Origin of the sequence: Paenibacillus sp. SAFN-054, from assembly GCF_051966755.1 — a bacterium.
Taxonomy (GTDB): domain Bacteria; phylum Bacillota; class Bacilli; order Paenibacillales; family Paenibacillaceae; genus Paenibacillus_AQ.
In genome coordinates this window covers 1,877,509-1,898,374 of record NZ_JBQCKS010000001.1, presented here as the reverse complement: position 1 = coordinate 1,898,374, position 20,866 = coordinate 1,877,509, and the positions used below count along the sequence as shown (strand labels likewise).

5 protein-coding genes are annotated in these 20,866 nt (G+C 55.5%); all 5 read left to right on the top strand.

What is annotated here, in order from left to right:
- Window positions 1-5: 5 nt before the first annotated feature.
- Window positions 6-2,996 carry a sialidase domain-containing protein gene (locus tag ACTHPM_RS08675; protein ID WP_440394779.1) on the top strand — a complete coding sequence of 997 codons (2,991 nt, stop codon included), beginning with the start codon at window positions 6-8 and terminating at the stop codon, window positions 2,994-2,996.
- A gap of 70 nt (window positions 2,997-3,066) precedes the next feature.
- The gene (locus ACTHPM_RS08670; protein WP_440394778.1) at window positions 3,067-6,990 is read left to right on the top strand and encodes a galactose-binding domain-containing protein; all 3,924 of its coding nucleotides are present in this window, start codon (window positions 3,067-3,069) and stop codon (window positions 6,988-6,990) included.
- Between the two features lie 36 nt (window positions 6,991-7,026).
- Window positions 7,027-10,833: an alpha-L-fucosidase gene (locus ACTHPM_RS08665; protein WP_440394777.1), complete on the top strand. Its 3,807-nt coding sequence runs from the start codon at window positions 7,027-7,029 to the stop codon at window positions 10,831-10,833.
- Window positions 10,834-10,914: 81 nt separating this feature from the next.
- Complete coding sequence (locus ACTHPM_RS08660) at window positions 10,915-16,800, top strand: Ig-like domain-containing protein (protein ID WP_440394776.1); 5,886 nt, start codon at window positions 10,915-10,917, stop codon at window positions 16,798-16,800.
- Window positions 16,801-16,941: 141 nt separating this feature from the next.
- A complete protein-coding gene (locus ACTHPM_RS08655) occupies window positions 16,942-20,859 on the top strand; it encodes a glycosyl hydrolase family 95 catalytic domain-containing protein (protein WP_440421505.1) in 3,918 nt (1,305 codons plus the stop codon).
- Window positions 20,860-20,866: the final 7 nt, after the last annotated feature.

The window sequence follows — 20,866 nt, the reverse complement described above, 5'->3', positions numbered from 1 at the left end:
CTCTGATGAGAAAAGTAACCGTGTTGCTCCTGGGTTTGCTGCTGCTGTTCACTCTGCTTCCATCCACTATCACGGTTGGTGCCCAGCTGGAAGGTGACCCCGATTCAAGCCTGATATTCCGGGCTGAGAACAAGCAGATCTACAATCAGAACTTCACAAGCCTGAACGACAAAGTGGATGTCCTGAAAAAGCTTGAAGAAGGGACGATCATCGTCCGGTTCCGTTATACCGGAAATTCGATTATGTCGCTCTTTTCCTTAAGTAACAGCACACTGCCAAACGGACATTTTCAACTCTATGTCAGTCCTTCGGCTCTGGGAAGTGAAAACAGGTACGAGGAGCCTGGCCAAACCAGCGTGAACACGCATATCAAAGCAGATGTTGCGGTCAAGGAGAACGAGGTTCATACCGTAGCGATGGTCGTCAGCAAGGAGCAGGGCTATAAATACTTCCTTGACGGCAAGCTCGTGAAAGAAGATACGACCTCGGCCAGAAAGTTCATGAGCAATATCTATGCGCCAAACAGTGCCCAGCTCGGCCGAACGGAAAGGAGGGCGGGCTCGAACATGTATCCTTTCAACGGGGAAATTGATTTTGCGGAGGTATACGGCAAACCGCTCCCGGATCAGCAGCTTCTTCATGTCACCGGGATGACGCAAAAGGATGCACCCCAAAACCCGATGCCGGAAGGGGCGGTCATTACAAAGCCGGTATCCCTCTTTTATCCGGGTCTCTTCGGATCTAACGCCTACCGGATACCATCGCTCCTCCATACCGAATCAGGGGCGCTTATCGCGGGAATCGATAAACGAATCAACCATAGCGGCGATTCCCCTGCAAACATCGACATGATGGTGCGCCGTAGCCTCGACGGCGGGGAAACCTGGGAACCAAACGGCGTGCTGATCAACAATTACCCGGGGAATGCTTCGAATATTGATCAGGAGCTGCTGCAGGATCGCCAAACCAAGCGCATCTTTTCATTGGTGCTCGGTTTTCCCGAGGGAGGCGGATTTCCAACCTCCGTGCAGGGCAGCGGCTATAAAACCGTCAACGGCAAGAAATACATGATTCTGAAGGATAACGGCGGCAGTGAATACACGATACGGGAAAACGGCGAGGTGTTTGACGGGAACAATCAAAAAACTTCGTATCGGGTTGATCAGCTGCGAAACTTGTATCAAAACGACACGAAGATCAACAATGTTTTCCTCAGCAGCTCGCCGCTGAAACCGATCATGACATCATATCTCGAGCTTTGGCACAGCGATGACGACGGTAACACCTGGGACGGCCCGGTGAACCTGAATCCGGGTCTCAAAGAGGATTGGATGGCCTTCCTGGGAGCAGGACCGGGGACGGGAATTCAGCTTACGCAAGGGGAGCATGCCGGGCGTCTCGTATTCCCGGTGTATTTTACGAACGAAAACCGCCAACAGGCCAGTGCCGTCATTTACAGTGATGATCACGGAGAGACCTGGCACCGCGGGGAGTCGCCGAATGAAGGGCGCATCGTTAACGGGGTCACGCTTCATGAACGTAATTTCACCGGCAATGAGCTGACGGAGTCGCAGGTTGTGGAAATGCCGGACGGCCAGCTGAAGCTGTTCATGAGAAATTATTCCGGTTATGCACAGATTGCTACCAGCTTTGACGGAGGCGAAACCTGGGATTCGCAGGTCGAAACGGAACGGGCTCTGATTGCACCGTACTGCCAAATGACCGTGATTCGCTATAACGGACAAATCGATGGGCAGGAAGCCGTCATTTTTGCAAGCCCCGGAAACTCGTCCAGTCGGATCAATGGAACCGTGAAAGCAGGACTTATCCGTGAGGATGGAGTCTATGCCAATGGAAGAACCAAATACGTGTTCGATTGGAAATATTCACAGCTTATCAAAGAAGGCGGCTATTCCTATTCCAGCCTCGCCAATCTGGACAACGGCATGATCGGGCTCTTTTACGAAAACGGAACCAACATGGATCTCGTCAAGTTCAATGTTGAATACCTGAAGTGGCAGCGCCAGGGAGAAAGTCCGCCGGCGAAGCTGACTTCCATGCAGCTTGAAGCTGCCAAGCCTGATGGTTACGCCGCGGGGGATAAGCTGCAGGTTAAAGCCGTGTTTGACCGCTATACCATGCTGAGCGGAGACAGGTCTTTGAAGGGAAAGATCGGGGAGCAGGAGGTTACGCTTCCCTTGATCAGCCAGAACGAGGCAGGCACGGAATATGTTTTTGAAACGCTTTTTCCCGGGATGGTTCCAGGTACGTATCCATTTACGGCGTCCTTTGATCCGAATCTGAAAATTATGAATGCATACGGGAATGCTTTGCCGGTTCAAGAGGATGGAAACAAGTTGCATACCAACGTAATCGCAGGTGCGGCTGAGGGGCAGGAAGCATCGGTAACACTTTCGGGTCCTGCAGCGGTTTCATCGGGCAAACCATTCGAAGTCGTGCTGGGCCTGCGTCATCTGAAGGAGCCGGTGTATGCTCAGGATATTACCCTCCGTTACGACGCCGCCGCGATGGATTTCATATCGGCTGATGCGAATCCCGAAGGCGTGAAGCTGATTGAATCGCAAGCCAAGGAGGCAGGGATGGTGAGGTTCATCCTGGCTAGTGAGGGTGCGGCAAATGCCGTTCAGAATGATGCCGACGTACTTGCGCTTCAATTTAAGGCGAAGGATGTGAAGGAAGCGGCACCGGCTGTCGTAAAAGCGGAGGATGCAACGCTCGGGAGCTCCGACGGCACGGAAGTCAAGGCCGGCTCCTCCTCCATCGTTATTCAAATGACGCCTGATTCGGCGTGGGCGCCGGAAGACGTGAATCATGACGGCAAAATCAGCATCGGTGATCTGGCAATCGCTGCAGCCCATTACGGCAAGGATGCCGGCAGTCCGGATTGGGAGAACGCAAAACAAGCGGACGTGAATAACGACGGTAAAGTGGATATTACGGACTTGGCCGCCATTGCGAAAAGAATGATTCAGTAAGCAAATGCATCTGCTTGTTCCGAGAATGAAGGGCGGGAGCGAAATTCTCCCGTCCAAAAGGAGGTCAATCGTGTATACCATATCCCGAAAAATGGTGTTAACTTTTACGCTGGCTTTACTGCTGGCGGGGCTGACCTTTCACTCCGCCAAAGCGGCCTCTGAGACGGACTCCGTGATCGACTATCCGGGGAAATACCCGGGAAAAGCTTCTTCTTCCATATCCGCAGGCCAATTGGAGCTGCATAATGACGTGCTGTCCATGAAATGGACGGTATCGGGCAATACCATCAGCCTCGCTCAGTTCACGGATAAGATCGCCAACACGAACGTACCCGTCAGCGATGCGAAGCTGTTCACCCTCACGATGCAGGACGGAACGGTGATTACTCCCTCCGACATGACCCTCTTAACACCGCCGGCAGCGCATGACTTGACGGGCGATCCCGAAGCGATCCGCATGTCGGATAGGGATAACGGCAAAGAAATCAGCACGACGCTGCGCTATGACAAGAACGGGCTTCGATTCGATCTGGACCTCGGGCTTATCCTGCGCGACGGAAGCAACAACGTCAGGCATGAATATGTCCTGAAGCCGGTCTCCGGCACCTTTAATTTGAAAAATGCCAAGTGGATCGACATGTCGCTGCCTGGCGCTCAAATCGTCGGCCGGGATTCCGGGCAGACGATTACGGCAGGCAACGCCTTCATGGGCGTTGAGAATCCGATGGCGGTATCCGTCATCGAAGGCGGCCGCGTCAGCGGATCGATCGAGAAGGCGAGCGAAGTGATATCCGCTCCCCAAACCTTGACATATTCCGCCTCCATAGGCATCAGTCCTCCCTCGCAAATGCGCAGGGGCTTCCTGTACTACCTCGAACGGGACCGCATCCATTACCGGCGGGTGAACGCCCAGTATGTCAGCTGGTATGATCTCGTGCCGTTCGGCGTTCAGAACGAAACGACCACCATGGAAGTGATCAACAAGCTGGGAACCGAGCTCGGGACCAAACGAGGCGCTCCGGTGAACACATTTTTATGGGATGACAGTTGGGATGACCTGACAGGGGAAACCTGGTCGATCAGCAAGACGCAGTTCCCGAACCAATTTTCCAAGGTCAAAGCGGAAGCAGCCAAATACGACTCGAATATCGGCGTCTGGTTCTCCCCATTCGGCGGTTACGGAGGGAACGCTTCGGCGAGGCTCAATACGAATAAGGCCCGCCCGCAGCCGTATCAGACCAACGGGCAGGGCTTCATGTTATCCGATCCTGCTTATTACGAACGTGTCAAAAGCATGGCCTTCGACATGGTGAATAACCAGGGCGTCACCACCTTTAAAATCGACGGCATCGGCGGAGGCTTGTTCCAAAGCGGTCCGAGCGCAGGCAACCGGAAGGATTACGAATCGTTATTGAAGCTCGCGAAGGAACTCCGCGCGCATAAGCCGGACGTATGGCTGACGGTAACGGTCGGCACCTGGTCTTCCCCTTATTGGTATTTTTATATCGACTCCGTTTACCGCGACGACCAGGATCAACCCGCAGGCATCGGCAGCAATCCGAGGCAGCAGCTGATTTCCGGCCGTGATACGGCCATTTATCAGCATAACGTGAACCAGAACATTCTGCATCCGATCTCCGAACTTATGTCTCACGGCTTCGTATTTTCCAGTAAAACCTCGCCCCCGCTCCACGGCGATACCAACCTGAATGACCCGGTTACAGCCAAGGAAACCTGGGATGACATGAAATGGTATTTTGCCTCCGGATTTGCGCTTCATGAGCTGTATATCCGTCCGGCGGACGTCGGAGAGAACAGCAGCTTCTATGATCATCTGGCGAAATATATGAAATGGGCAAGGGAGAACGTAAACGTGCTCACCGATTCGCATATGATCGGCCGTCCGAGCAATCAGGGGGCATACGGATACGCCTCCTGGTCCAAGGAAAAATCCATCCTGGCGGTTCGAAATCCGAATCCGACTGCAAAATCGTTCACGATCGATCCACAGAGCATCTTCGAGATTCCGGCCGGCGGTGCACAAACCTACGAGTTTAAAGAAATCGACGGCAACTACGGAAAGGTCATCGCATCGGCCGATGCGCCGGCATCCATTTACTTGAACCCTTATCAGGTGCTCGTATTTGAAGCGGTGCCGACGACAGAAACGCCGTCACAGCCGGAGCCGACCGAAAGCGTCAACATAGCCAAAGGCAAGCTGCCTACCACATCCGCGGCGTTTAAAAACCCCGTCCGCATGACGGACGGTAACAAGACGACCAGCCTTTACATGGACAGTGATCCGAACAACGGCCTGCAGTGGGCACAGTTGGATTTTGGCGCCAGCTACAACGTGAACAAAATCAACCTCTGGCATTACTTCGGCGATGTGAGGAAATACCATGACGTTATCGTGCAGCTGTCGAACACCCCGGATTTCTCCGGCGGAGTAACCACGGTATTTAACAATGATGCCGATAACAGCGCAGGCCTCGGCGCAGGAACGGATGGGGAATATACCGAAACGGAAGCGGGCAAAACGATCAATTTCAATTCGGTGAATGCAAGGTATGTCCGTTTCTATTCGAACGGAAGCACGTATAACGGGTCCAATCATTATGTCGAAACCGAGGTGTGGACCACAGAGCCTCCGGCCGCACAGGGCTTCAACGCCGCCGAAGGCGTGATGCCGAGCTCCTCGAAGGCTTTCACGAACCCGGGAGTAATCACGGACGGCAACACAGCGACGGGGAGCTACTCCGACAGCTATCCGAATGACGGCTTGCAGTGGATTCAGCTGGATTTGGGCACCTCTTACAGCTTGAACAAGGTCAATGTCTGGCATTACTACGGCGACGCCAGAACGTATCGCGATGTGATTATCCGGCTCTCGAACCGTGCCGACTTCACCAGCGGCGTGACGACTGTTTTCAACAACGATGCCGATAACAGCGCCGGCCTGGGGGCAGGAACGGATGCGGAATACCCGGAGACAAGCGACGGCAAAAGCGTCTCCTTTGATCCGGTCAATGCCAGATACGTGCGGCTGTATTCGAACGGGAATAACAAAAACGGCTCCAACCATTACGTGGAGGTCGAGGCGTGGACGTCTTCGCAGCAGGTTCCGGTTCAGGGAGTCACGCTGGATCAACCCAGCCTTACCATGAAAAAAGGGGGATCACCGGTAAAGCTGGCGGCTACAGTAATGCCTGCGAATGCGGCGAATCAAAGCGTGACTTGGAGCAGCAGCCGCCCTGAAGTGGCCAGCGTGGATGACAAGGGAGTCGTTACCCCGCTTGCTGCTGGCCAAACAACCGTGACCGTCTCGACCGTATCCGGCGGCAAAACCGCATCAAGCGAAGTAACCGTAGCGGATGCCGGAGATCCGGATCAACCTGCTGCGATGCTGACCGGCGTAAACGGCCCGATCGCCGCCGGTAGTCCTTTTAAGCTGCAATATAGAATTGAGAACGTGACAAGCGATATCTATGCCCAGGATATTCAGGTGAATTACGATTCCTCTGTCATGGATTATACGAACGCCAAGTCCCTGCGAGAGGGCGTATCCATCGTGGAGCTGAAAAAGGATGATGCAGGTCATCTTCGTTTCATCCTTGCAGGCAGCGGTCCGGGAAGCGGCATAACCGGGGATGCGGATGTGCTAGAACTGGAATTCAAAGCCAAGGATACAGACGAAACGCAGACGGGCATCGTCAAGCTGACGGGCATCACGTTCGGTAATGCGCAGGGAGAGGAGTCCACGGCTTCTTTATCGCAAACGACGGTAACCGTTACTCCGGCAACCCCGGGTCCATCTCCGGACGTGAACCAAGACGGCAAAATCAGCATCGGCGACCTCGCGATCGCGGCAGCCCATTATGGCAAGAATTCCTCGAGTCCCGATTGGGCACAAGCGAAGAAGGCGGATATCAATGGGGACGGCAAGGTGGACATTGCCGATCTCGCTGCGATCGCCAGCAAAATATTGGATTAACGTTATTTAATTGTTGAATTCGGGAGAGTGACAGACATGAAGAAAAGAACACTGCCCCTTCTTCTCGCGTTTGTCATGGCGCTAGTCAGTTTCCCCGTGCAATCCCCGGTTTCCCAAGCAGCGGCTGCCAGCCGGCCGCTGCTTGATATCGGGTTTGGCGGCTCCTTTTCCACGGATAAGGGATACACCGCTTCGACGGGAGAAACGATGTTTGGCAGCGTCAGCAGGCGTACGGGGAACGAGCAGCTTGTCTTCGGTGAGGGCGTGGTACTCACCGGCGGTAACAGCGGCGTGGAATTTGCGGCAACGGAACCGCTCGGGACGGGGACGATCGATAAACCGCTGGTCATCGAGGCTGCGTTTAAGCCGCAGGCGGGCCAGAGTGCGCTTACGACTTTGATCGCTGTAGGCGGGAACATGTATGTGAGATATCAATCCGCCACGAAGCTCGAATATGGGTTCAATGTACAGCAGAACGGCAAATGGACGGAGTTCAAAGCAAGCGCGGACGCGCCGGCCGCTGGCAAGGAACATGCCTTTGCCCTTGTATATGAGCCAAGCGCATCCGGCGCTTCCCTCCGGGCATTTATGGACGGGACGGAGCTGCAATCCCTGCGTTCGGAAATCGGAGGCGCGCCTGCCGGCAGCGGAGGCACCAAATTCGGCTTCGGAAATGAGGTGCATCCGGCAGGCTTGAACCGGGGATTCAAGGGTTCCGTAGGCCAGGCGGTTGTATCTACCTTCGAAGGCTCATTTCAAGCTTCGCTTTTGAAAACCATGGATCTTGCGGCCGTGGAACGGAGTCTATCCGTAAAGGGTCTGGGGTCTTTGAAAGATACCCTGTATACCGCTTCAAGCGAAGAAACGATCCAAGGAACATTGAAGATCGAAGGCGGGCAAATGCCGGGATTGGGACGTTTCCAAATGAACGGCGGCAGCTCGCGCCTGGAATTTACTCCCGCCGTTTCGATCGTGGCTGATGGCCAGCTGAACGGCAGCTTCGTTGCGGAGGTTTCTGCCGAACCCTCCGCCATTTTGCCGGGTACAACGCTGATCGACTTAGCCGGTGCCGTCTCACTGAGGCGGGGAAAAGGGGAGTCGCTTGAGCTTCTCGTAAGCGGTCCAGCAAAGAATGCAGCGAAAGGGACGGAGCAGCTCAGCGCTGCGCTTGGCAGCGAATCTGCCCATTTGGCTCTCGTATACGAAGACCGGGCAGACGGTGCGGCTGCGGTAAGCGTGTGGAAGGACGGAGCGCAGCTCGGCGCAACAACGGTTTTGTCATCGAAGCCCGCGGCGAGCCGGAGCACGGTCGTTTATGCGGGATCAGCCGATCCTTCCTCGGCATCGGGGATGAAAGGCCAACTGTATGGCGTGGCGTTGGCCAAGATTGAAGGGACATTCCGAAGCAGCTTCCTGGCCTTATCCGGCGGTCCATGCACGCTGCCGTCAGATGTAGGGCCAGGTCACAAAATCGCGATTGCGCCAAACGAATGCTCAGCCGCGCTGGCCGCCAAAGCTTCCCTGGTCCGCCCGGAGCCCCGTCAGGTGACGTGGCAGCAATATGAGCAGACCGCTTTTCTGCATTATGGAATCAATACGTACTACGACACGGAATGGGGGAATTTCAACGAAGATCCGAACCGGTTCCAGCCGACGGAGCTTGATACGGACCAGTGGGCCCGTTCCCTGAAGGATGGCGGCTTCAAGATGGCGATTCTGACGGTCAAGCACCATGACGGCTTTGCGCTGTATCCGACGAGGTACACAGACTTCAGCGTGGCAAGCAGCACGTGGAAGGACGGGAAGGGGGATGTGCTGCGGGAGTTCGTAAACTCGATGCGCAAATACGGAATCAAGGTCGGGGTTTATCTGTCGCCAGCCGATCATGGAGCTTATACCGACGGCATTTTCGCGAATGGCAGCCAGCGTTCGGAACGGACGATCCCGACATTGGTGCAGGGGGATGACCGGACAGGTAAGGATTTGCGGACGTTCAAGCTGCCTGCGACCGACTACGGAGCCATGATGCTGAACCAATTATATGAAGTGTTGACGGAATACGGGGAGATCGATGAGGTCTGGTTTGACGGCTCCCAAGGCAACATACCGGCAGGCAAAGAGGAGAAATACGATTGGGACAGCTATTATTCGCTGATCCGCTCGTTAGCGCCGGATGCCGTAATTGCCGTGACGGGAGACGACGTCCGCTGGGTAGGCAATGAATCGGGGCGTGCGCGGGAGAATGAGTGGAGCGTGCTGGGTGCTGCGATGAATCCGAATGGCACGCAGGGCTATTATCCCGACTTCAAATCAGCCGATTTGGGGAGCAGAAAAGCGCTCGGCGATGCGGCAGCCAACGGCATGCAGTATTTGACGTGGTGGCCGGCAGAAGTCGACGTCAGCATCCGTCCCGGTTGGTTCTACCATGACAATCAGCAGCCGAAAACCGTTGCGCAGCTCAGGGATATTTATTATCAGTCGGTTGCCCGCAATTCGGTGCTTTTGCTTAACATTCCTCCCGATAAGCGAGGGAAGCTGCCGGATGCGGACGTCGCCAGACTGAAAGAGTGGAATCAGCGGATGAAGCGGGATTTTGCCCGCAACCATGCCCTTCAGGCAACGATTACCGCAGAGAACGGAGCTGCAGGCTCAGCCCCGGGTGCAGTCGCTGACGGTTCCTATGATACGTCGTGGCAATCCGCTTATGGCGACGTGAGCACGCTGACTTTGGACATGGGAAGCTCCGTCGAAGTGGATAAGGTGCTGCTGCAGGAGGATATTCGACACGGCCAGCAGATCGAATCGTTCGCGGTCGATGTGCGCACAAGCGGAGGGGAATGGAAGCAGATTGCTGCAGGCGGAGCCGTCGGATACAAACGCATCCTGTTGCTTCCGAATCCGGTAACGGGCGAACAGTTCCGGGTACGGATTCTGCAGTCGCGCGGACCCGTTCATCTGGCCGAGGTCGGCTTCTATCCGACGGAATCGCAGCTGGTGGATACGGAGGCGCTCAATAAGCTCATCGAGGAATCGCAGACCGTTCACGATCAAGCGGTGGAAGGAACAAAAGCCGGAGAATACCCGGCCGGGTCCAAGCTTTTACTAGGTGATGCCATCCAGAAGGCGAGAGAGACCGCTCAAAGTCCGGTTTCGACCCAGGAACAGGTGAATGCCGCCGCAGAGACGCTTGGGAAGGCACTTGAAACCTTTAAAGCGTCCGTGATCAAAACCGAAGGTGCAGCCGTCACGCTGTCCCTTGTCGGATCTCATGAGGTCGGGGCAGGCAAGTCCTTCACGGTTCAATATGGGCTGACCGGCTTGAAGAATGGGATTTACGCACAGGATGTGCTGTTGACCTACGATGCGGAGGTTATGGAATTCGTCTCCGCCGCATCGGTCCTGGACGGCGTACAGGTCGTGGAAACGAAGGACGACACGCCGGGCCGCCTCCGTCTCGTTCTTGCGAGCGAAGGCGCCGAACACGCCGTCTCTCAGGATGCGAAGGTATTGGATATTCAATTTAAGGCGAAAGAGGTGACGAAGGCGGTGAATGGAAGAATCGAAGTGACAAGCGCCGTACTGGGCCAGGCGAACGGCGATGAAACGAAAGCCGCTCCGGCTTCCGTGTCCGTCAGCGTAACGCCGGGTGCAACCGGCGGTAATCCGGCCGACGTGAACGGGGACGGCAAAGTCAGCATCGGAGACCTTGCGATCGTTGCGGCGCATTACGGCAAGGATCAATCAAGTCCGGATTGGGAATCGAGCAAGAAGGCGGACGTGAACGGGGACGGCAAAGTCGACGTTGCGGACCTGGCCGAAATCGCCAAGAAGATACTGGAATAAGCGGGCTGCCGTCCGGGAGGAGTGAGGTCTCTCTCCCTCCCGTTCCGGGCGGTGGATTATTTCCATGAGGAGGAGTTCCGATTGAATCGAAAAGGTAGGTTTGGCAGGGGGTTCACCCTGTGTCTTGCCGCAGTGTTGATGATGACCGGCTTTACGCTCCCGGTATCTGCACAGGAGAAGGCCGAACCCGAAGCCCCGCAAATGCTGGTGATTCCGCCGGCAGGCGCCTCCGCGGAATACAGCGGTGAAAGAAAGGTGAACTTTAATGACGATTGGCGCTTTCAGCGGGAAACCGGCGGCAGCATCGCTGGAGCGCAGGCGCCCGAATTTGACGATCATGCATGGAGGTCGTTGACGCTCCCGCATGATTGGAGCATCGAACTGGATTTTAATGCGAGCTCGCCCGCCACGCATGAGGGAGGCTTCCTGGACGGCGGCACCGGCTGGTACCGTAAAACCTTCACGCTCCCGTCGTCGATGGCGGGAAAACGCCTTTCGATTGATTTTGACGGCGTTTACATGAACAGCACCACCTATTTGAACGGCCAGGTACTGGGCACGTATCCGTACGGTTACACCTCATTTTCTTACGATATTTCCGACAAGGTATACACCGACGGAAGGGAGAACGTCCTTGCCGTGAAGGTCAACAACACGCAGCCGAGCAGCCGCTGGTATTCGGGCAGCGGAATCTACCGTAACGTGTACCTGACGGTCACGAATCCCGTTCATGTGGCGAGATACGGAACCTTCGTGACGACTCCTAATCTGGAGCAAGCTTACGCGAACGGCAAAGCCAACGTCCAGATCGTGACCGAGGTCGCCAACGATTCCGCGGCAGCGGCGGAGGTCAGCGTTAAATCGACCATCGTGAATGCGAGCGGCAGCACGGTGGCTGCGGTGGAATCGAAAAAGGCCATGGCCGGAGCAGGCAAAGTCACGACTTTCGAGGACCAGACTGTCATTGCCAATCCGACGCTCTGGAGCACCACGAATCCTTACCTGTATAAGGTGGTCACGGAAGTCATCAAAGACGGCCAGGTGGCGGATACCTACGAAACCACCTTCGGAGCGCGGTATTTCAAGCTGGATAAGAATGATGGCTTTTCGCTGAACGGTCAATACATGAAGCTGCATGGAGTGTCCATGCATCACGATCTCGGCGCACTCGGGGCAGCCACCAACGCACGCGCGGTCGAACGCCAAATGCAGATCATGAAGGACATGGGCGTCAACGCGATCCGGACCACCCATAATCCGGCGTCGCCCGAGCTGCTTGAGGTGTGCAACAAATTGGGCTTGCTGGTTATAGAAGAAGCGTTCGACGCATGGAATCAGAGCAAGAAATCGTATGATTATGCACGCTTTTTCTCTGCCTGGTCGGACCGGTTTGCTTCGACATGGGCGGAGCATGACATCAAGGAGATGGTGGACAGGGACAAAAATGAGCCTTCCATCATCATGTGGTCGCTCGGCAACGAGATTTATGATGCTTCCAGCGCAAGCGGCACCGCAACGGCCAGCAAGCTGGTCGAGTGGGTAAAGCAGGTGGATACCACGCGGCCGACGACCATCGGCCAGAACAGCACCGCATCCAGACCGCTGAACGGCAACATTAAGAACGTGCTGGATGTCGTGGACGTGGTCGGACTGAACTATGCGGAGAACAACTACAGCTATTTCCATGAGCAGTATCCGAACTGGATCATGTACGGCTCCGAGACATCGTCCGCGACGCGGTCCAGAGGCGTCTATACCCATCCGAACAGTAACAACAAAATGGGTACTTACCCCGATCTGCAGCAATCCTCCTATGATAATGATTCAGTAAGCTGGGGAAAAACGGCGGAGGACGCTTGGAAGCAGGAACGGGATTTGAAGCATATCGCGGGGCAGTTCATCTGGACCGGATTTGACTATATTGGTGAACCGACGCCTTATTACAACACGTTCCCGTCGAAAAGCTCTTATTTTGGCGCGGTCGATACAGCCGGGTTCCCCAAAGACATTTTCTATTATTATCAGAGCCAGTGGACCAAGGAGCCGATGGTGCATCTGCTTCCGCATTGGAACTGGAAGGAAGGGGAAACGGTACGGGTTCTTGCCTATACGAACGCCAAAAAGGTGGAGCTGATCCTGAACGGCACATCCCTGGGCGAACGGAGCTATGAAAGCAAAACCACCTCATGGGGAGCGCCTTACCTCGAGACTTCAGCAGGTAAAACCTATCTGGAGTGGTCCGTGCCTTTCAAGGCCGGTACGTTGGAAGCGGTTGCCAAGAATGAGCAGGGACAGGTGGTGGCGAGGGACCGCGTCATCACGGCCGGCGCTCCTGCAGCTGTCCGGCTGACCGCGGATCGTCAGGTGGTTTCGGCGGACGGTAAGGATCTGTCTTTCGTCACGGCGGACATCGTCGACAGCAAAGGCAACATTGTTCCTACTGCGGATCATCAGCTGCAGTTCAGCGTTTCCGGCAGCGGCACGATCGCAGGCGTGGATAATGGCAATGCCGCAAGCGTCGAGCGTTATAAGGACAATAAACGAAAAGCGTTCAGCGGCAAAGCGCTGGCGATTCTCCAATCGAAGCCGCAGGCCGGAGAAATCAAGCTGACGGTGTCTTCGGCGGGACTCCGCGGGGATTCCGTGAATGTGTTCAGCGTGGCCGCAGCGGATGGAGGGGACAAAACGGTGGCCGGCATCGAGCCTGTGCAGGTGTTAACCGGCATTGGAGAAGCTCCTTTACTTCCTCAGACGGTAAAGGTGCATTATAGCGACGGTTCCTCCGCAGCGAAAACCGTAGCCTGGAATCCGGTGGAACCTGCCCTATATGCCAAAATCAATCAATTCGAGGTACAAGGCACCGTGGAGGGCATCAGCCTGAAAGCAACCGCCATCGTTACGGTCAAAGGCATCATGGCCATCAAAACGGTAGCGGTAACGACCAAAGTCGGATCCCTTCCGGTACTGCCTTCGCAGGCAAGCCTAATTTTCAGCGATGATTCCATGCTGAGCGTCGATGTGGCATGGGATCCGGTTACCCCAAGCCAGGTAGCGGTGGAAGGCAGTTTTACGGTGGAAGGCCGCGTACCCGAAACATCGCTGAAGGCGAAGGCGCAAGTACGGGTGACGAACGAAAACCGCAGAGTAAACATCATGCTTCGCCAAAACGGTTCCGTGTATCCTCAGCTCGAGGCCACCTATACAGGAACCGGGGATAATCTGAACCATATCAATGACGGGATTAAAAGCTACAGCGACAATCCGAAGAACCGCTGGACGAATTGGACCGGATCGCCGCGCGACCAGGGTGACTCCATTACCGTGAACTTCGGCAGAGCCTATACGATCGACAATCTGGACTTGTTCGTCTTTACCGATTTTGGCACGGCCGTGCCGAGCAAGGTCACGGTGCAGTACTGGAACGGAGCGGCATGGGCCGATGTGAAGAATGTGAAGGAGCCTTCGCCTTATGTCGTACAGAAGAACGAAATCCGGTTCGATCCGGTTTTGACCGATAAGCTGAAATTTCACATGAAAGCTTCGGAGGCAGGCAAATTCTCGGCTTTGACGGAGGTCGAGGTATTCGCCGATCAAATCGCGATGGGCTCCAAGGCTGAACTTGCAGGCATTACGGTAGGAGGCCGCGCTTTGGATGGCTTCGATGCCGCCAAACGCGACTATGAGCTGATCCTGCCATACGGCAGCCAGCTGCCTGTGATAGAAGCGGCGGGCAGGGACCACGCCGCGGCGACGGTCGTGCCAGCGGTCACATTGCCGGGAACGGCCAAGATTTACGTCACTTCGGAAGACGGATCGGCGAGCACAGAGTACGTCATCCAATTGAAGACTGAAGAAGCGAAGCTGGTGTCGGCGGAGATCGAAGCGTCCAAAACCGAGCTGACAGAGGATGAAATTATCGATTTGAAGGTGACTGGACTGCTTGAGAACGGCCTAAAGACAGACCTTACCGGAGCCAAGCCGGTGTATGCGTATGACGCGAATCTGATCCGCATCGAAAATAGCAAGCTGTATGCCCTTCATGCAGGGCAGGCCAATGTGACGGCGGAGGTGACGTATAACGGAACGAAAGTGAACACCGCGGAAAAAACGTTCAGCATTGCGCCAAGCACATCCGAGAAAGTGATCGAAAGCCTTGAAGGAGTCAGCATCGTCACGGATCCGGGGGTAGCACCCGTTCTTCCGGAGACCGTGATTGCCCATTACAAAGCAGGTCTTCCCAAACCGGTAGCCGTCACCTGGGAGCCGGTAGCCCCGGAAAAGTACGCGTCGCTTGGGACCTTTGAAGTTAGCGGCAGCGTCACTGGCACGAACCTGAAAGCCAAAGCCGTCGTGAACGTCAAAGGTGCGATTGCCGTTGAGAACGTCACGCTGGCGGTGCTCCGCAAGCAGACGCCGATTCTTCCGGCGGATGTCACGGTATATTACAGCGATGGAACGGAAGAGCGTAAAAATGTCGCTTGGGACGCGATACCATCCGGCAGTTTGGACCAGGTGGGCACATTGGAATTGGCCGGAACCGTAGAAGGCACGGTATTGAAATCCAAAGCGGCCGTTCGCGTCACAGAGACAGTCGGAGACGAACAGAACATCGCCATGGCCAAAAACGGATATGACCATCCGAAGGCGGAGGCTTCCTTTACGAACTTGGGCCCTGCCTCCCTGGACCGTATTGAGGCAGTCAACGACGGCATTGTCTCTTATGAGGAGACTCCTCACAACCGCTGGACGAACTGGCAGCGAACGCCGCGTACCAGTGACTGGGTATCCATCACGTTTGGGGATTTCAAGCCTGTGGAATATGACGTGGACAACATGGAGATCCACTGGTTCGGCGATCATGGCACGTCCTACCCGGCCAGCTTCAAGATTCAGTACAAATCGGGCGACAGCTGGGTGGACGTGAAGAACATGAAAGCGGCCCCTGCCACACCGGCGTTACGGCAGGCCAATAAGCTGAGCTTCGATATGGTGAAGACATCGGCCCTCCGGGTGGATATGACGGCACAGACCGGCATGGGAATCGGCATCACGGAAATCAAAGTCTTTTCCAGACGTCCAGCAGCTTTCACCGAACCGAAAGTGACCGATATTTTGCTCGGAGGCAAGAGTGTGATTGACGGGTTTACGCCGAAGCCGGGAGGAGGCTATGAGTATACGGCAGAGATTGCGGATGTATCCGAACTCCGGTCCATCACTGCGAAGGGGACGGATAACACGTCGATTACGATCGTTCCGGCGGTGTCAGCACCGGCCGATGCCACGATCCTCGCCAAATCAGAGGATGGGAATAAATCCGTCTCCTACACGATTCACTTTAGGCTCAAAGACGATGGAACGCCGAAGCGTGTTTCCGCGCTCCTCACCGGACCGGAGAGCGTAAAGCCAGAGGAGGATTTCCTGATGGACATGGGATTGAAGCATGTGGAAGGTCCCGTCCAGGCTCAGGATATTACACTGCATTATGACAAGGACAAATTCGAATTTGTCCGTGCCGAGTCGAAGGAAGAACATATTCAGATCGTCGAAACGGCAGCCGGTACGCCAGGTGAGGTGCGGCTGATCGCTGTCAGTACGGGGGCCGATCATGCGATCCAGAAGGATGGCTCGTTCCTCAAGCTGACTTTCAAATCTAAAGACCTGAAGCAGACAGATTCGGGGAAAATCGAAACGGCCCGCGTGACCCTCGGCGATCCGGAAGGCCATGAAACCGAGGCTGCTCCCGCATCGATTCAGGTGAAAGTGTCTACTGATGCGAATCCGCCAGGAAACACCGACCTGAACGGCGACGGCCGGATCAGCATCGGCGACCTCGCGATTGCTGCAGCCCATTACGGCAAAACGTCCGATAGCCCGGACTGGAATGTGGCAAAGCGGGCGGACGTGAACGGCGACGGCAAAATCGATATCTCCGACCTTGCCGCCATTGCCAAGAAAATCGTGGGATAAGAATCAAGGTCATCATCTGCTTAGGGAAGGCGTCAGCAAGGCACCGCCAAGGCGGCGGGATCGACGCCTTCCCTTTGAATCCTTCATGTGTCTATGACGAAAACGGCTGCTTCGCAATGAAAAAAAGAAAGGGGAATACCTATGAATGCAGATATTCGACCATTGGTATCCAGAACGGCCTTCCTGCTGTCCGTCGTCATGGCCCTGTCACTGCTGACGAGTGCCCTGGTGCCGGCCACCAGCCGGGTGGGAGCGAAGGTGCATGCGGAAACGGCGCCAGGTGCGCAGGAAACACTCCCGTTGTCCCTGTGGTATACCCAGCCGGCATCCGACTGGGAAACCCAGGCCCTGCCGATCGGCAACGGGTACATGGGGGGCATGGTGTTCGGAGGCGTGGCACAGGAGAGAATCCAATTCAATGAAAAGACGCTGTGGAGCGGCGGCCCGGGAGCGGATCCCAATTATAAGTACGGCATCAAAGACGGCGCCCAGACCAGCGTTGATCAAATCAGGCAGCTGCTGCAGCAGGGCAAGATCAACGACGCCAAGTCGCTGCTCGGCAAAATCACAGGCGTGATGGGAGCGAATGATTCTTCCTTTGGCGCTTATCAGGCGTTTGGGGACATCTATTTGGATTTTGACAAAAGCTCGTCCTTCAATGTCACGGCAAGCTCCGACAATCCCGCGTACGGCGAGGGCATCGGCAAACTGACGGACGGCTCTGCCGATTCAAAATGGTATTCAGGCGACGGCAAACCGCCGTTTTGGTTGCAGTGGGAGTACGGTACCGCAAAAGTGGTTAACGGTTACTCCATGACATCAGCCAACGACGTGCCAAACCGCGACCCGAAAAACTGGACGCTAAAAGGCTCCAATGACGGTACGCAGTGGACGGTGCTGGATACGCGCACAAACGAGGCATTCGCCTCACGCAAATTGAAGAAGTCGTACTCATTCGCCAATACGGCAGCCTATAGGTTCTACAAGTTTGATCTGGAGAGCATGGGAGGGACCCAAATCCAGCTGTCCGAGATGCAGCTCTTCGGCCCCGAAGGAGAGCAGCAGCCCGTCAGCAATTATAAGCGGGAGCTAAGCCTGAATGATGCGACGGCGCGTGTAACGTACACGCAAAACAACGTCCAGTATAAGCGGGAGTACTTCCTCAGCTATCCGGATAAAGTGATGGTCATGCGCTTGTCTACGGCAGGAGGCCAGCCGCTCAGCTTCGACGTGCGTCTCACCGGAGCCCAGCCATCGAATACCGTGACAAACCAGGGGAACGACATGCTCGTACTCAGCGGACTGGTGCCGAGCAACAAGATGGCGTATGAGGCACAGCTCAAAGTGAAAGCCGAGGGAGGCACGGTTACTTCCGGTGACAAGAAGCTGAGCATCGCGGGCGCATCTGCCGTAACGATCCTGATGACGGCCGCGACGGATTACGCGAACTCGTATCCGACCTACAAGAGCGCGATAACCCCGAAGCAGGTGGTCACGTCCCGGATGAATGCGGCGGCAGCCAAAACCTACGAGCAGCTGCGCACGGCGCATTTAGCCGACTATCGCAGCCTGTTCGACCGCGTGGCGCTGGATCTTGGCGGCCAGGCCGTTTCGATACCGACAAACGAGCTGCTGAACAAATACAAATCGGGAGGAACCGAAGCGGAGAAGAGAAGCCTGGAGAGCCTGTTCTTTCAATACGGCCGTTACCTGCTGATCGCATCTTCCCGCGAAGGCTCGCTACCGGCCAATCTTCAAGGGGTCTGGAACCAGGTCAATAATCCGCCTTGGAACAGCGATTACCACACGAACATCAACGTTCAGATGAATTACTGGCCGTCCGAAGTGGTCAATCTCGCCGAGACGGACATTCCTTACATCGATTATATCGACGCGCTCCGTGCACCGGGACGGGAAACCGCGCAGCGACATCACGGCATACAAGGCGACGGATGGGTCGTTCATACCGTCAATAATCCGTTCGGCTATACCGCGCCGGGCTCTGATTTCTACTGGGGCTGGTCCCCGGCCGCCAATGCGTTCATGTCCGAGCAGGTATGGGATCACTACGCATTCAGCGGTGACAAGGAGCTTCTCCGCAACAAGCTGTATCCGATCATCAAAGAAGCGACGCAGTTCTGGCTGAAATACTTAGTCACTGACTCGGACGGCACGCTAGTATCCTCGCCTTCCTATTCGCCGGAGCAGGGGGACGTCGGCATCGGCGTATCGTATGATCAGGAGCTGATCTGGCAGCTGTTCACCCAATTCATTCAAGCCAGCGAGACGCTGGGAGTCGATGCGGGCATGCGGGCGGAGGTAGCGGACAAGAAAAGCAAGCTGTCGCTGCCGAAGGTCGGCCGCTGGGGTCAGGTTCAGGAATGGAAAAATGATATCGATGATCCGAATAACCAGCATCGCCATATTTCCAACCTGATCGGACTCTTCCCCGGAAACCTCATCAATCCTGTGAATACGCCGGATTTGTTCGCAGCAGCCAAAGTGACGATGAATGCGCGCGGGGATGGGGCGACAGGCTGGAGCAAAGCGAACAAGATCAATTTGTGGGCACGACTGCTTGACGGGGACCGGGCGCTCAAGCTGATCGGCGAGCAGCTAAAGGGAAGCACGCTGCAAAACCTGTTCGATACCCATCCGCCTTTCCAGATCGACGGCAATTTCGGAGCAACGTCGGGCATAGCCGAAATGCTTCTTCAGAGCCACATGGGGACAATCGATCTTCTGCCTGCCATGCCTGCAGCCTGGGCGAATGGAAGCGTGAAGGGACTGGTGGCACGGGGCGCTTTCGAGGTGGAGCTGAATTGGGAGGGCTCTAAGCTTTCGGGAGCGGTTCTGACATCCAAAAAAGGAAACGCCGCGAAGGTGAAAAACAAAGATATGGTACTGTTCAACAATCTCAAAGTGACTCGACTCAGCACCGGAGAAGCGGTTCCGTACTCGAAAAACGGGGATACGATCGAATTCGCGACATCAGCCGGCGAGAAATACCGTATCGCTCCGAGTGAGCAGCCGCCGGTAACGCCGGTGAAGGTGGATGACCGTGACCCTGCGATCGTTTACTCGGGAACCTGGAACCATTACAGCAGCCCGGAGGATTACCAGGGCACCGAAACGTACAGCAATCAAACCGGCGCCGCCGCCGAGTTCACTTTTACTGGAACGGAAATCAAATACGTCAGCGCCAAACAGCGCAATCACGGCAAACTCGATGTTTATATCGACGGAACATTAGCTGCCGAAAATATCGACGCGTATGATCCGACAACGAAAAAACAGCAGCTGCTTTTCGAGAAAAAGAACCTTGCGCCGGGCAGCCATACGATCAAAATCGTGGTGAAGGGAACGAAAAACGCAAGCGCGCTGGACACGATCGCCATGGTGGACTATTTCGAGTATGTTCCTTCGCAGGGCGGACCGGCTCAAGGCCAGGCCACCGCAACGCTGATTGCACCGGATAAGGTGAAAAGCGGAGAGACCTTTGCCGCCAAGCTCGGTTTCAACAGCCTTTCTGATGTGATATTTGCGCAGGATATCCGGGTTGAGTACAGTCCCGGCATGTTTGAATTCATTTCGGCCCAGTCGTTACGGGAAGGTGTCCAAATTTTAAATGAGAACCCGGAAGGAGACGGTAAGCTACGACTGGTCGCTGCCAGTCAGGGGGCTGGGCATGAGGTTACAGGAAACACGCAGGTCATGGACTTGACATTCAAGGCGAAGGAGGTTGGAGCTGCCACCGCAGGTTCAATCGCTGTTACAGAATCGCTGCTCGGGAATGCCGAGGGCGCAGAGACAAAGGCGGCAGCAGCGGATATCCGGGTGAACGTGGAGCCAGGAAACGGACCGGGTCCAGGCACTTCAGGAGACCTGAACGGCGACGGCAAGGTCAGCATCGGCGACCTGGGCATCGTGGCGGCTCATTATGGCAAGAACGCTGAAAGTCCGGACTGGGATACGGCGAAACGGGCAGACCTGAACCAGGATGGCAAGGTGGATATTGCAGACCTCGCCGCCATCGCCCAAAAAATACTGGAGGTCTGAAGGATCA